Genomic DNA, 13,425 nt, shown 5'->3' with positions numbered 1-13,425 from the left:
TGTAAATCAATGGGATACTTTCCCCGAAAAAGTGATTCATGCGATGGAAAAGTTTTAAATAATCTGTGTGTATCTGTATGAAATAGGCGTTTTTTATTTACTTTTGCGCTAATAAAACAAGACGAATAGATAGAATTATGAATAAAAAACAATTTCTTGCAGCCGCATTTTGTTTGATGGCACTTGCCGGATGTACGCAAAAAACGGAATTGCCTGAGAATCCTAAAGATCAAGAAGAGTACCGTGATCATCAGGGAAACAGTTGGATTTATAACGCTATGCTAATGCGTTGGGCATTAATGCCGTCTATGGCCAACGGACTTTCTACCACACATTATTATTATCCTAAATCTGATTCGTGGACAGATGCTAACGGAATGAAAGTGGATGCTCCTTCAAAAGTGAATGTGGGGGCAAAATCGTCTACAAAATCAAAATCGAGCGGAAGTGTTTTTGGGAAAACACGCCGTTCATCCGGTGTTCATAGTTAATAGGAAGCGGATATGAAAAGAATACCTGTTACGCCACGTTCAGACTACCGTGAGAAAATAGAAGCGCTGGGCTTTGATTTTCATGGTGATTATTGGCGCGAGGAAGCGTATTATCGTTTTACGGCTGAAGAAACAGCCTGTTTGGAGGAAGCAACCAATGAGGCGTACCGTCTGTATTGTGAGGCTGCTCAATTCATTATTGAAGATAACCCGGAATTTATGGAGCGTGCATTGAATATTCCGAAGGAGATTGGTGAGCGTATCCGTGCTTCTTGGGATGCGGATGAGTTAAGTCTGTATGGTCGTTTTGATTTTATATTAGCCAAGGATGGTACTCCGAAAATATTGGAGTTCAATGCTGATACACCGACTTCTTTGCTTGAAGCATCTGTTATCCAATGGCAATGGAAAGAGGATGTTTTTCCGGAATGCGACCAGTTTAATGGTATTCATGAAGGATTGGTGCAGTCATGGAAAGATATTTTCCCCAAAAAAGGAGAGATTCATTTTGCTGGTGCATTAGAGAATAATGAAGATACAGGAACGTTGCAATATCTGGCAAGTACGGCGATGGAGGCTGGGTTTTCTACCCGAGTATTGGATATGCAGGCGCTGGATTTGCAAAATGGACGATTTTTTGATCCGGCAGGTGAACTAGTGAACCGGTGCTTTAAACTTTATCCGTGGGAGTGGATGGTGGACGAAAGTCCTGACGGATGTCTAGCGGAAATGGAATGGTTGGAGCCGATATGGAAATTGGTGATGTCCAATAAGGCGATCCTTGCCACATTGTACGAGTTGTTTCCGGATTCTCCTTATGTGCTTCCTTGTTATTTGTCGCGCCCTCGGTCGGGATTGTTTTGTAAAAAACCGGTCTTCTCTCGTGAAGGTCATAATGTAAGCGTTGTTGATATCCGGGATTGGGAGGAATATGTACGTATAGCTGAAACGGAGGGTGATTATAACACTGGAGCTTATGTATATCAGGAGTATGCGGAACCGACAGCGTACAGTGGCAGATATCCAGTTATTGGTTCTTGGATTATAGGAGGAGAAGCTGCGGGCATCGGTATTCGCGAAAATCGTATGGAGGTTACAGATAACTTGTCCGAGTTTGTACCACATATTATAGGATAAAGTCAAACTATCCATGTGCCGGTCGATGCCGGACGACGGATGTCGTCATGCCTCGACTGTTGGCACATAATTGAGGAATTAATGTCTTTTGAATAGGGTCGGTTCGATTCCTCTAGAAGGAAATGAGATGGGTTTCCATCGTTTTTACGTTAATCGTCCATAATTTGCCGCTTAACACTTCGCCATATTCACCTATAATCTTCAACACTTCAGCAGCTTCGGCACAACCTATTATGCCAGGGGTTACACCTAATACTCCTTTGGGCGGATGGGGCATGGATAGCATTTCTGTTTCGTCGGGGAAAAAGTGGCGGTAATCGGGGCCTCCTTGGTAATTGAAAACGGATACTTGACCTTCGAAGGCACGGATGGCACCATATACATAAACTTTTCCCCATTTCACACAGATATCATTGATAAGATAGCGGGTAGCGAAATTATCACATCCATCTATAATGATGTCGTAGGTACGGATAATTTCATCCGCATTCTCTTTAGTCAGTCTTGTGGGATAGGCATTGATTTGTACATCATGGTTCAGGGCTTCAAGACGTTTCTTGGCTTGGATAGCTTTGGGCATGCCTACCTCGGCTTCACTATAAAGTACTTGACGTTGCAAGTTGCTGACACTTACCACATCATCGTCTATTAATCCGATGGTACCTACTCCGGCTCCTGTCAGGTACAAGGCAACAGGAGATCCCAGACCACCTACACCGACAATAAGCACTTTGGCCTGCTGAAGCCGTTGTTGTCCTTTTTCTCCCAATTCAGGGAGAATAATTTGACGGTTATATCTTTCCACTTTGTTTGTTGTTAATTTGAAAAAAAGGAGCTTTGTATCATTTATACAGCCCCATTCCTTTAAAAATATGGGTAAAATCTATCGTATTGGCGTGAACTTGTCAAAAGAAACATCCCAGTCTTTCCATACCGGCTCCCTTCCTAATGATTTCAGTGCGTGTTCTACTTCTACGGCTGTACGCTCATCACTTACATGGAATTGTTCCAAAGCTTGCGGATAGGTATAGTATCCCCCCGGTTCAGTTTTGCTTTCAGCACTCATGGTAGTCACTCCTAGCCCTGCCATGTTGTCGCGGATTTGTGCCGGTTCACGAGTGGAGTAGGAGATATCTACATCGTGATCGAAAATACGCATGGCAAAAGTGAGCTGTGCCAACTCACGATCATTCATGATGACATTCGGCTGGAAACCACCGTTTTCTGCCGGACGCATACGGGGGAAGTTGACACTGTATTTGGTTTTCCAATACTTTTTCTGAAGATAGCGTAAGTGATAAGCCATCATGGTCACATCGGTGCGCCATTCTTCCAGTCCGATAAGTACTCCCATGCCAATGGAGTGGACTCCTGCCTGACCCATGCGGTCGAAGCCGTTTACCCGCCACTCGAATTTGGATTTCATCCCGCGTGGGTGATATATATTATAACGGGCTTTGTTATAAGTTTCCTGAAAGCAAATGACTCCATTCAGTCCGTGTTCTTTCAGTTCGGCATATTCTTCGGCTTTGAGGGGCATTACCTCTATCTTCAGATTGCTGAAATATTTTTTGGCGATGTCCAAAGCTTTAGCCAGATAAGGGACTCCGGCTTTTGCCGGATTCTCTCCGGTCACCAGTAACAGGTTCTCAAAAGGCCCCAGTTTCTTGATGGCTTTGTATTCATCTTCAATCTGTTCGGGGGTGAGGATGGTACGTGCCATCGGGTTGCTGATATGGAAACCACAATACACACAAGAATTGGTGCAGGAGTTGGTGATATACAGCGGTATAAACATGGAGATGGTTTTGCCGAAACGTTCTTCGGTATATTTTTTGCTTAGTTGCGCCATCGGCTCCAGGTATTTTGCTGCTGCGGGGGAGATGAGCGCCATAAAGTCGTCCACATCGCAATGTTCCTTGCCAAGAGCGCGGAGCACATCACTTTCGGTCTTGGAGTAGATGGTTTTGGTGGTTTCCTCCCAATCTATTTTTTCAAGTTCTTCTGAAAACATAATTGTTATTTTTGTTATAGTTCTATAAGATGATTTCGCTTCTATAAGAGCCTATTTAAACTTTTTCGGCATTTAAACAGGTTTCAAGCTATAAGTTTCTTATTATTTTTCTACATTTCTTTTTGTCGCTTTCCGTCAGCTCGGGATGTTGCTTCGTTCCTCCCTTCTGGATAACGCCTTTGATAGAGAATCCGCTCCACTTCAGAATTTCGCGCAACGCTTTTACTACACCGCGTGTCTGGTTAAACCAGATATTGAACGGCCATGGGGTGGAGCAGGTGCTTACGATGACTGCTTTCTTGCCTTTATGCAACGCTTGGGGGATCCCTTTCGGACTTTCTCCCATCATGCCGTACACGATGCGGTCGAACACTACTTTCAGATGTCCGTTCATGTTTCCCCAATAGCAGGGTGATCCGACAATCAGCACGTCTGCCCATTGTATCTTTTGAAGCGTGCGCTGCGCATCGTCTTCGGGTAGGACACAGGCCTGCCGGCTGCGGCAAGCCATGCATCCTGTACAGGGGCGTACCTGCAATTTATGGATGGATATTGCTTCCACTTCGGCGCCACGTATGCGAGCTTCTTCGGCCATGATGTCCAGCATTCGGCTGATAAGTCCTTGGCAACGAGGACTTCCGTTGAGTATCAATATCTTCATTACCTTATTTTTTTTAGGATGTTGTTGCGGACACATTGCACTGCAACCGTATAGTATTCCGGTTCCATATTTTCCAGATATGCTTTCAGCTCTCCTGTCAGTTCCGGTTCTTCCAGGCAGATGTCGTAGGCAAGTTTCATGCAGACGGCTTGTCCGGATGCGCTTTCGGCAGAAGATAGCATACCTTGAAGGCAGAAATCGAAGAAAGCTGCGTTGACAGGCTTCGGGACAGGAAGATGATGAAGGATATTCAGTAGCAGGCGTCTTGTTCCATCGTGGGGGCATTGCATGGCCCGTAACATCAGTTCCTCCCTTTTATCCATCAATAGGGAAGGAAGGAGGAGACTCAGTTTTTCACAAGCCCAAGTGGCACGCCAGGCTATCCTTGTTTCTTCATGCTGCGTTAGAGTATAAAGAGCATCAAAGCGGTCGGGGAAGCTGGCCACTTGATCTACTATGTTGTCTATGTGTTTTCTTCCTAAAGTTCCTTCAAGTGCTTTCTTGAAATCTTCCATAGTTTTTACAAAGTCAGTTGTTTAATTACCCACGTTCTTCAAGTCGCGGCTCAGTTTCATAGCGCAGAAGTTGGGTCCGCACATGGTACAGTACTCACCGTCCGTATGGCGGCCTTCATTGAAGTATTCCAAAGCGCGGTCGGGATCCAGACTCAGATGGAACTGGTCGCGCCAACGGAATTCATAACGTGCCTTGCTTAAAGCATTGTCGCGAATCTGTGCGCCCGGATGCCCTTTCGCTAGATCGGCAGCATGGGCAGCAATCTTGTAAGTGATGACACCTATGCGTACATCTTCTTTGTTGGGCAATCCCAGATGTTCTTTCGGGGTGACATAACATAGCATGGCAGTGCCTAACCAGCCGATTTGTGCGGCACCGATGGCCGAAGTGATATGGTCATATCCCGGAGCGATGTCCGTTACCAGCGGACCGAGGGTGTAGAACGGTGCGTTGTGACAGTGAGAGATCTGGCGTTCCATGTTTTCTTTGATTTTATGCAAAGGTACATGCCCCGGTCCTTCAATGAATGCCTGTACGTTTTTGTTCCATGCTCGGAGTACAAGTTCACCCATGGTATCCAGTTCGGCAAACTGTGCCTCGTCATTAGCGTCAGCGATACAGCCCGGACGAAGTCCGTCACCCAAGGATACGGCTACATCGTATTGTGCCAGAATATCACAGATGTCATCAAAATGCTCATATAAGAAACTTTCCTTGTCATGTACCAGACACCACTTGCTCATGATGCTGCCTCCGCGGCTTACGATGCCACACAGACGTTTGTCGGCCAGATGTACATTCTGGCGGCGTATTCCGGCATGGATGGTAAAGTAGTCCACTCCTTGTTCGCATTGTTCGATTAATGTATCTTTATAAATCTCCCAATTCAGATTCTCTACTTTACCGTTTACTTTCTCTAATGCCTGATAAATAGGTACGGTACCTACGGGGACAGGACAGTTGCGGACAATCCATTCGCGTGTTTCGTGAATGTTATCGCCGGTCGAGAGATCCATCAGGGTATCACCTCCCCATTTGCAGCTCCACACGGCTTTTTCCACCTCTTCGTCAATGGAGGAAGTGGTGGCGGAGTTTCCGATGTTCGTGTTGATCTTCACTAAAAAGTTCCTGCCGATAATCATAGGCTCGCTTTCGGGGTGGTTGATATTGGCGGGAAGTACGGCACGCCCTGCGGCTATTTCATCACGCACGAATTCAGGGGTGATAAAGGTGTCGATGCCCAGTTCCCGGCAATTCATGTTTTCACGGATGGCTACATATTCCATTTCCGGTGTAACTATGCCGGCTTTGGCGTATGCCATTTGTGTGATGGCCTTTCCGGCTTTGGCACGATAGGGCAGGGCGATGTGTTCAAAGCGCAGGTGATCCAGACTTTTATCGTCACGGCGCATCTTTCCGTATTCTGAGGTAATGGAGGGCAGTTTTTCCACGTCTCCCCGTCCAATAATCCAGCTTTCGCGCATACGGGGAAGTCCTTTTTTCAGATCGATTTCCATATTGGGATCACTGAACGGACCACTGGTGTCATAAATATAAACAGGAGCATTGGGCGTTGTTACCTTTTCACCGTTCACTATGTTCACAGTAGGAGTCAGGTTTACTTTCTGCATTCCTACTTTGATGTATGGGAACAGGGTTCCTTGCATATATGCCTTTTCTGCATGAGCGTATGCTTTTTTATCTTGCTTTTTGTCTATCATATTTCTGTTTAATCTAAGAATGAAGTTAAAGGGGATGAGGCGGATGCGATCAAGTTCTGTCCTACTGCTCCTAAGCCTGCTTCATAGGCGCGGCGTCCGGCAATGACAGCTTCCTTGAAGGCTATTGCCATTTCTACCGGCTGGCCGGCTACTGCGATGGCTGTATTGACCAGACAGGCGTCCGCACCCATTTCCATCGCTTCGGTGGCATGGCTGGGGGCGCCTATTCCGGCGTCTACTACCACAGGAACGGAAGCTTGTTCGATAATGATGCGTAGGAAGTCACGTGTCTGCAAGCCTTTGTTTGTCCCGATGGGGGCGGCAAGCGGCATGACGGTTGCTGCTCCTGCCTCTTCCAGCCGTTTGCATAATGTAGGATCTGCCTGGCAATAGGGCAATACGACGAAACCTAGTTTGACTAGTTCCTCGGTTGCTTTCAATGTTTCGGTAGAATCTGGCAACAAGTAGCGCGGATCGGGATGAATTTCCAGTTTCAGCCAGTTGGTGCCAAAGGCCTCGCGGGCCATTTGTGCGGCAAAGACGGCTTCTTCGGCTGTGCGCACACCGGAGGTATTGGGCAATAGCTGTATGTGGGGGTGAATGATATGTTTCAGCATATCATCTTCCTTATCGTCCAGTTCAATGCGTTTCATGGCTACGGTTACCATTTCACATCCTGATGCCAGAATGGCTTCTTCCATTACGGTGTTTGAATTGAATTTACCGGTTCCCAGGAATAAACGGGAATTAAATTCTTTTCCAGCTATAATCAGTTTCTTCATTGTATTTTGTGATTTTATTATAAATTCATGATTCGTTTAGTTTCCGCTACCGGGTCTTTCGCCCGGAGTATGGTTCCGCTCAAGGCAATACCGGTGATTCCCGTTTCCATGATGGAAGGGATATCTTCCAAAGTAATTCCCCCGATAGCAACGATGGGCAAATGGATATTTGCCTCTTTCATTTGCAGAATAATGGAACGGTAACCTTCCAGTCCCAGCACTGGAGAGAGATCCTTTTTTGTAGTAGTAAAACGGAACGGGCCACAGCCGATGTAGTCAGCTCCGGCTTTGTAATGCATCTTTACATCGTCAAATGTATTGGCGGTGCCTCCGATGATGAATTCTTTTCCTAATATTCCCCGTGCTTCGGCTACGGGCATGTCCTTTTTTCCTAAATGCACTCCGTCAGCATGAATTTTCTTAACTAACTCCACGTGGTCGTCTATGACAAATGTCGCTCCATAGTCTTTGCATAAGCCTTGCAGGCGTATGGCTTCCCGTTCCACTTCGTCAACGGGAGTGTCTTTCATGCGTAGCTGGATCCAGCGGCAACCGCCTTCCAAGGCCATGCGTGCGGAATCATAATAGGAATATGTGTCGGTGAAGTGAGTGATGAATTGAAGTTCCACGGTCTTACCCTCCACATGCAGCTTTAATGACTACCAGACTGTCATTGGGGTGTAACACACATTTCTCCCACTCTATACGGGGAACCATCCGGTTGTTTACCGCTATGGCGATACCTTTCTCAGGAAGTGCCAGAAAGGTGGAAAGTTCGGCTATGGTGCATCCGTCCTTTACTTCGGTTTCTTTGCTGTTTACTGTCAGTTTCATACTATATCAGTTTATGAATTTACTTGTAAATACAAAGAGTTGCTTTTTGACCGGATGGTATGAGGTAAGAAGTAACAATCCCTTCGGCGGTACTAACCGCATCAGGTTCACAGGGTATAATCTCAGCCCGTCCGCTGTTTACGTGGGGCACCCCTTTGTTTTACGATGGCAAAGATATGGGAAAGAAATGAATAATGCTACAACAGACTGCTTTATTTTTTGTGGAAGAATGTTTTTTTATGATTATCTTGCATTATGCTTGTTTATTCTTGTAAAAGGATGAATGCATATCTGCTGTATCTTTGCATCTTAAAGCAGATTGCCCCGCTCCCTGAATGAATAGGGTGCGAGGCAGCTTTATTATGATGTATAGTTAAGGGTTCTTTTATAGACGTTTTTCTACTACATCCCAGTCAATGATTTCCCATAACTTGTTCACATGATCTGCACGGCGGTTCTGGTAATCCAAATAGTAAGCATGTTCCCATACATCGAAACCCAGCAATGGTTTCAGGCCTGCACGCCACGGGTTGCTTCCATTTGGCTCTTTGGTGATATGTAGTTTTCCTTGCTTGTCTATAGAAAGCCAAGCCCAGCCCGAACCAAACAGTCCTGTGGAAGCGGCGTTGAATTCTTTCTTGAAGTTTTCAAAGCTTCCGAAGTCCCGGTTGATGGCTTCTGCCAATTTGCCGGACGGTTCATGCTTGTTGGGTTTGGGGGTGAACTGAAGGAAATATAATGTATGGTTCAATACTTGTCCGGCGTTGTTGAATATCGCTCCGTCGGGAGCTGATGCAACAATTTCCTCTACGGTCTTTCCTTCAAATTCTGTACTCGGAACCAAAGAGTTCAAATTGTTTACGTATGTTTGTAAGTGCTTGCCATAATGGTAGTCTATAGTAGCCTGACTGATTACAGGTTCGAGTCCGTTGTTTGCATACGGGAGTTTGGGCATTTCGTAAGTCATAACTAATGAAATTAAAGTGGTTAATAATATATTCATTTTTAGTCGAGGTTTTAATTAAACTTCTATCATAATAACATTATTGAGCATAGAATTGTTCTGATAAACTCAAACTTTCTCTATCTTTGCGGGCGAAAGGTGAAATTTATGACGAACTATTTAGAAGAATTGAATGAAAGTCAGCGCAATGCGGTGCTTTACAACGAAGGTCCCTCTTTGGTGATAGCCGGAGCAGGTTCGGGGAAGACACGCGTACTGACTTATAAAATAGCTTATTTACTGGAACGGGGATATACTCCTTGGTCTATTCTGGCATTGACTTTTACCAATAAGGCTGCTCGTGAAATGAAAGAGCGTATAGCCCGTCAGGTGGGCGATCAGGCACGCTATTTATGGATGGGAACGTTCCATTCCATTTTTTCGCGTATCCTGCGGTGTGAGGCACAGGCTGTCGGCTTTACCTCCAATTTTACCATCTATGATTCTTCAGATTCGAAGAGTTTGATCAAGTCTATTGTAAAAGAAATGCAATTGGATGATAAAACCTATAAACCGGGGTTGATACAGGCGCGTATCAGCAATGCGAAAAATCACTTGGTTTTTCCCGATGCATACGCTTCGAATGCAGAACTTTATCAGTATGATGTGAATGCCAAAGTACCTGCCACTCGTGATATTTACCGACGGTACTGGGAACGTTGCCGCCAGAGCGATGCGATGGATTTTGATGATTTGCTGGTCTATACTTATCTGTTATTCCGGGATTATCCCGAGATTTGCCGCAAGTATGCGGAGCAGTTCCGTTATGTGCTGGTGGATGAGTACCAGGATACCAACTTCGCACAACACAGCATTGTGCTTCAGCTTACCCGGGAGCATCAGCGTGTATGCGTGGTGGGGGATGATGCGCAGAGTATCTATTCCTTCCGAGGGGCGAATATTGACAATATATTGAAATTTACCCAACTGTATAAGGGAGCCAAGCTTTTTAAATTGGAGCAGAACTATCGTTCTACCCAGACCATTGTATGTGCGGCAAACAGCCTGATAGAGAAAAATAGTGAGCAGATAAGGAAAGAAGTATTTTCGGAAAAAGCGAAAGGGGAACCTATCGGAGTTTTCAATGCCTACAGTGATGTGGAGGAAGGGGAGATTGTGGCCAACCAGATGGTGAAACTACGCTCGCGGGAACATTATTCTTATAATGATTTTGCTATTTTATATCGTACAAACGCCCAGAGCCGTATTTTCGAGGAGGCTTTGCGGAAACGTAGTCTGCCTTATAAAATTTACGGAGGGCTTTCTTTTTATCAACGCAAGGAGATTAAAGACGTTATATCTTACTTCCGTCTGGCGGTAAATCCGAATGATGAGGAGGCTTTTAAGCGGGTGTTGAATTATCCGGCGCGAGGAATCGGGGATACTACGTTGAACAAGGTCATTGATGCGGCTGCACAGCATCATGTCAGTCTTTGGATGGTTTTGGAAGAGCCGTTGGCATACGGCTTGAATATTAACAAGGGTATGCATACTAAATTACAGGGGTTTCGTGAACTGGTAGAAAGTTTTATAGTGGAGGTCCCGAAGAAGAATGCATACGAATTGGGAGCAATGATTGTTCGTCAATCCGGCATTATGAATGAGATTTATCAGAGCAATGATCCTGAAAATCTGAGCCGTCAGGAGAATATTGAAGAACTGATAAACGGTATGCACGATTTTTGTGCAACCCGTGAAGAAGAAGGGAATGAAAACATCCTGTTGACGGATTTTCTGTCGGAGGTTTCTCTGTTGACAGACCAGGATAACGAGAAAGAGGGGGATGCCGAGAAGATTACCTTGATGACCATTCACTCTGCTAAAGGCTTGGAGTTTAAAAACGTCTTTGTAGTTGGGATGGAAGAGAACTTGTTTCCCAGTGCTTTGTCACTCAATTCGTATAAGGAGCTGGAAGAGGAGCGCCGCTTGTTTTATGTGGCGATTACACGTGCCGAAGAGCATTGCTATTTGTCTTTTGCCAAGAGTCGGTTTAAATATGGAAAGATGGAGTTCAGTAGCCCTAGCCGTTTCTTGAAAGATATTGATGTACATTTCCTGAAGTTGCCTCAGGAGGAACAGATGGCCCGGAGAATAGACGAGAGAGCCAGCCGTTTCTGTCGTGAGCAAAATGAACGTGCGGCTCGTTCCTTGTTTGACGAACCTGCTTCTCAGTCTTCTTACGGGCGTTCTTCATCGAACATCTCTGGTGGTCAGAAAACATTTTTAGTTGGAGAAAGACCGAAAGTTGAGATTATTCGTCCCAGTATACCACGTAATTTGACCAAGGTTGGTCCGGAAACGGTCTCAAAGCCGTCCGCAGCGAGAAACTTGTCGGTGAATGTACAGGCAGGGCAGGTGATAGAGCATGAGCGTTTTGGAATAGGCGATGTGATAAAGGTGGAAGGAATTGGTGAGAACAGCAAAGCGACTGTCCGTTTCCGGAATGCCGGAGAAAAACAATTATTACTGAAATTTGCCCGATTCAAAGTTGTGGAATAGAATAAATATTTTAATAGAATTCTGATACAAAAATGATAGATATCCATAAAGTACCTTCTCCATGCTATGTAATGGATGAAGCATTGCTCAGAAAGAATCTGAGTTTGATAAAGAGTGTGGCAGACCGAGCCGGAGTTGAGATCATCTTGGCTTTCAAGTCTTTTGCCATGTGGAAATCATTCCCCATTTTCAGGGAATACATTCGTTATACTACAGCCAGTTCCGTATATGAAGCCCGTTTGGCGTATGAAGAATTTGGCAGTAAGGCCCATACTTATTCTCCGGCGTATACGGATACTGATTTTCCGGTTATCATGCGATGCAGCAGTCATATAACCTTTAATTCTTTCAGTCAGTTCCGGCGTTTTTATCCTATGGTTGAGGCCTTTGGAGAAAAGATAACCTGTGGTATCCGCATCAATCCTGAATATTCGGAAGTAGAGGTGGAACTTTATAATCCTTGTGCTCCCGGTACGCGTTTTGGGGTGACGGCCGATTTGCTTCCTGAAACTTTACCGGAGGGCATCGAGGGCTTCCATTGTCATTGTCATTGTGAATCCAGTTCTTATGAATTAGAGCATACTTTGCAGCACATAGAAGAGAAGTTTGCTTCTTGGTTCCCACAAATAAAATGGTTGAATTTGGGAGGGGGACACTTGATAACACGTAAAGATTATGATACGGAGCATCTTATTTCTTTATTAAAAAACTTGAAAGCCCGTTATCCTCATTTGGAGATTATTTTAGAACCGGGTTCGGCTTTTACTTGGCAGACCGGACCTTTGGTAGCTTCTGTTGTCGATATAGTGGAAAACCGGGGGATAAAAACCGCGATTTTGGACGTTAGCTTTACTTGTCACATGCCCGATTGTCTTGAAATGCCTTATCAGCCGGCAGTGCGTGGTGCCAAAACTTTACCAGTCGATGCGATAAAAACAGCTTTAACGGAAGAGAATGTTTACCGTTTGGGTGGAAACAGTTGCTTAAGTGGCGACTATATGGGTAGCTGGTGTTTTGACCATCCGTTACAGATAGGAGAACGCATTGTTTTGGAAGATATGATTCATTACACTATGGTAAAAACAAACATGTTTAATGGAATCCATCACCCTTCTATTGCTATTTGGCATACAGATAATACATTGGAAGTATATAAAGACTTCCGATATGAGGATTATCGTGACCGTATGTCTTGATAGTAAGTAAAAAAAACTTTTGTTTTATATTGACTATGAGGAGTTTGATGAAATAATGTAATAAAAGTACTATAAAAAGTATAGAAAATTTTTGGAAGTTTAGAAAAAAGCACTACCTTTGCATCCGCAATCGGGAAACAGCTGGGAAATAGTTAAAACCGAAAGCGGAAATTGCGGAAATAGCTCAGTTGGTAGAGCATAACCTTGCCAAGGTTAGGGTCGCGAGTTCGAGTCTCGTTTTCCGCTCACATAAATAAAATCTTGTGCGTTGTGACAAGAGTGTTACACAGAATGCCCAGGTGGCGGAATGGTAGACGCGCACGTTTCAGGTGCGTGTGTCGAGAGGCATGCAGGTTCGAGTCCTGTTCTGGGCACTACACACGAGGTTTTCGTTTCTGGAGGAATGGCGGAATTGGTAGACGCGCCACTTTGAGGGGGTGGTGACAATTATGTCGTGTGAGTTCGAGTCTCATTTCCTTCACGAAGAGAAGATATTTGCGGAAATAGCTCAGTTGGTAGAGCATAACCTTGCCAAGGTTAGGGTCGCGAGTTCGAGTCTCGTTTTCCGCTC

Annotated in this window: 13 protein-coding genes, 4 tRNA genes and 1 riboswitch; of the genes, 8 read left to right on the top strand and 9 right to left on the bottom strand. The window is 45.0% G+C overall.

Annotated elements, in window-relative coordinates:
- Positions 1 to 137: 137 nt before the first annotated feature.
- Both AB5062_RS15755 and AB5062_RS15750 read left to right on the top strand, forming a co-directional pair.
- Complete coding sequence (locus tag AB5062_RS15755; RefSeq protein WP_005845946.1) at positions 138 to 491, top strand: hypothetical protein; 354 nt, start codon at positions 138 to 140, stop codon at positions 489 to 491.
- A gap of 12 nt (positions 492 to 503) precedes the next feature.
- On the top strand, positions 504 to 1,628 hold the full coding sequence (locus tag AB5062_RS15750) for a glutathionylspermidine synthase family protein (RefSeq protein ID WP_032953380.1): 1,125 nt from the start codon (positions 504 to 506) through the stop codon (positions 1,626 to 1,628).
- A gap of 112 nt (positions 1,629 to 1,740) precedes the next feature.
- Here the strand turns inward: AB5062_RS15750 and AB5062_RS15745 are convergent, their stop codons facing one another.
- The 9 genes from AB5062_RS15745 to AB5062_RS15705 form a co-directional block, all read right to left on the bottom strand.
- A complete protein-coding gene (locus AB5062_RS15745; RefSeq protein WP_005845950.1) occupies positions 1,741 to 2,433 on the bottom strand; it encodes a HesA/MoeB/ThiF family protein in 693 nt (230 codons plus the stop codon).
- 78 nt (positions 2,434 to 2,511) lie between these two features.
- A complete protein-coding gene (gene thiH / locus AB5062_RS15740; RefSeq protein ID WP_005845953.1) occupies positions 2,512 to 3,642 on the bottom strand; it encodes a 2-iminoacetate synthase ThiH in 1,131 nt (376 codons plus the stop codon).
- Between the two features lie 88 nt (positions 3,643 to 3,730).
- Positions 3,731 to 4,303: a flavodoxin family protein gene (locus AB5062_RS15735; RefSeq protein WP_005852757.1), complete on the bottom strand. Its 573-nt coding sequence runs from the start codon at positions 4,301 to 4,303 to the stop codon at positions 3,731 to 3,733.
- Entirely contained in the window at positions 4,303 to 4,818 is a 516-nt protein-coding gene (locus tag AB5062_RS15730; RefSeq protein WP_022508358.1) for a hypothetical protein, read from the bottom strand. The genes AB5062_RS15735 and AB5062_RS15730 overlap by 1 nt, the downstream gene beginning before the upstream one ends.
- A 21-nt stretch (positions 4,819 to 4,839) precedes the next feature.
- On the bottom strand, positions 4,840 to 6,540 hold the full coding sequence (gene thiC / locus AB5062_RS15725; RefSeq protein WP_005852754.1) for a phosphomethylpyrimidine synthase ThiC: 1,701 nt from the start codon (positions 6,538 to 6,540) through the stop codon (positions 4,840 to 4,842).
- Positions 6,541 to 6,548: 8 nt separating this feature from the next.
- A complete protein-coding gene (locus AB5062_RS15720) occupies positions 6,549 to 7,322 on the bottom strand; it encodes a thiazole synthase (RefSeq protein WP_005852753.1) in 774 nt (257 codons plus the stop codon).
- Between the two features lie 17 nt (positions 7,323 to 7,339).
- The gene (locus tag AB5062_RS15715; RefSeq protein ID WP_032953383.1) at positions 7,340 to 7,966 is read right to left on the bottom strand and encodes a thiamine phosphate synthase; all 627 of its coding nucleotides are present in this window, start codon (positions 7,964 to 7,966) and stop codon (positions 7,340 to 7,342) included.
- Positions 7,956 to 8,156 carry a sulfur carrier protein ThiS gene (gene thiS / locus AB5062_RS15710; RefSeq protein WP_005852752.1) on the bottom strand — a complete coding sequence of 67 codons (201 nt, stop codon included), beginning with the start codon at positions 8,154 to 8,156 and terminating at the stop codon, positions 7,956 to 7,958. Before thiS ends, AB5062_RS15715 begins: the two co-directional genes overlap by 11 nt.
- Before the next feature lie 61 nt (positions 8,157 to 8,217).
- Positions 8,218 to 8,321: riboswitch (TPP riboswitch) on the bottom strand.
- A gap of 220 nt (positions 8,322 to 8,541) precedes the next feature.
- Positions 8,542 to 9,159 carry a superoxide dismutase gene (locus AB5062_RS15705; RefSeq protein ID WP_005852751.1) on the bottom strand — a complete coding sequence of 206 codons (618 nt, stop codon included), beginning with the start codon at positions 9,157 to 9,159 and terminating at the stop codon, positions 8,542 to 8,544.
- A gap of 108 nt (positions 9,160 to 9,267) precedes the next feature.
- Between AB5062_RS15705 and AB5062_RS15700 the strand changes: the two genes are divergently transcribed.
- The 6 genes from AB5062_RS15700 to AB5062_RS15675 all read left to right on the top strand — a co-directional run bounded on the left by AB5062_RS15700 (position 9,268) and on the right by AB5062_RS15675 (position 13,424).
- Positions 9,268 to 11,658, top strand: coding sequence for an ATP-dependent helicase (locus tag AB5062_RS15700; RefSeq protein WP_032953384.1), 2,391 nt, complete (start codon positions 9,268 to 9,270; stop codon positions 11,656 to 11,658).
- Between the two features lie 32 nt (positions 11,659 to 11,690).
- On the top strand, positions 11,691 to 12,854 hold the full coding sequence (nspC, locus tag AB5062_RS15695; RefSeq protein WP_005845973.1) for a carboxynorspermidine decarboxylase: 1,164 nt from the start codon (positions 11,691 to 11,693) through the stop codon (positions 12,852 to 12,854).
- Positions 12,855 to 13,027: 173 nt separating this feature from the next.
- Positions 13,028 to 13,100 (top strand) — tRNA-Gly (locus AB5062_RS15690).
- 47 nt (positions 13,101 to 13,147) lie between these two features.
- Positions 13,148 to 13,228: transfer RNA gene (locus AB5062_RS15685), tRNA-Leu, on the top strand.
- Between the two features lie 23 nt (positions 13,229 to 13,251).
- A tRNA-Leu gene (locus AB5062_RS15680) sits at positions 13,252 to 13,335 on the top strand.
- Positions 13,336 to 13,351: 16 nt separating this feature from the next.
- Positions 13,352 to 13,424: transfer RNA gene (locus tag AB5062_RS15675), tRNA-Gly, on the top strand.
- The last annotated feature ends 1 nt before the right edge of the window (position 13,425 follow it).

This window comes from Phocaeicola sp. RTP21359st1_B8_RTP21360_211022 (assembly GCF_040911965.1).
Lineage (GTDB): Bacteria > Bacteroidota > Bacteroidia > Bacteroidales > Bacteroidaceae > Phocaeicola > Phocaeicola vulgatus.
Note: the sequence above shows the minus strand (reverse complement) of the source record. Positions and strands in the feature narration are given on the sequence as shown.

Coding starts and splice junctions, on each gene's coding strand:
- AB5062_RS15755 (WP_005845946.1), top strand. CDS start 138: ATGAATAAAAAACAATTTCTTGCAGCCGCATTTTGTTTGATGGCACTT.
- AB5062_RS15750 (WP_032953380.1), top strand. CDS start 504: ATGAAAAGAATACCTGTTACGCCACGTTCAGACTACCGTGAGAAAATA.
- thiH (WP_005845953.1), bottom strand. CDS start 3,642: ATGTTTTCAGAAGAACTTGAAAAAATAGATTGGGAGGAAACCACCAAA.
- AB5062_RS15735 (WP_005852757.1), bottom strand. CDS start 4,303: ATGAAGATATTGATACTCAACGGAAGTCCTCGTTGCCAAGGACTTATC.
- AB5062_RS15730 (WP_022508358.1), bottom strand. CDS start 4,818: ATGGAAGATTTCAAGAAAGCACTTGAAGGAACTTTAGGAAGAAAACAC.
- thiC (WP_005852754.1), bottom strand. CDS start 6,540: ATGATAGACAAAAAGCAAGATAAAAAAGCATACGCTCATGCAGAAAAG.
- AB5062_RS15720 (WP_005852753.1), bottom strand. CDS start 7,322: ATGAAGAAACTGATTATAGCTGGAAAAGAATTTAATTCCCGTTTATTC.
- thiS (WP_005852752.1), bottom strand. CDS start 8,156: ATGAAACTGACAGTAAACAGCAAAGAAACCGAAGTAAAGGACGGATGC.
- AB5062_RS15705 (WP_005852751.1), bottom strand. CDS start 9,159: ATGAATATATTATTAACCACTTTAATTTCATTAGTTATGACTTACGAA.
- AB5062_RS15700 (WP_032953384.1), top strand. CDS start 9,268: ATGACGAACTATTTAGAAGAATTGAATGAAAGTCAGCGCAATGCGGTG.
- nspC (WP_005845973.1), top strand. CDS start 11,691: ATGATAGATATCCATAAAGTACCTTCTCCATGCTATGTAATGGATGAA.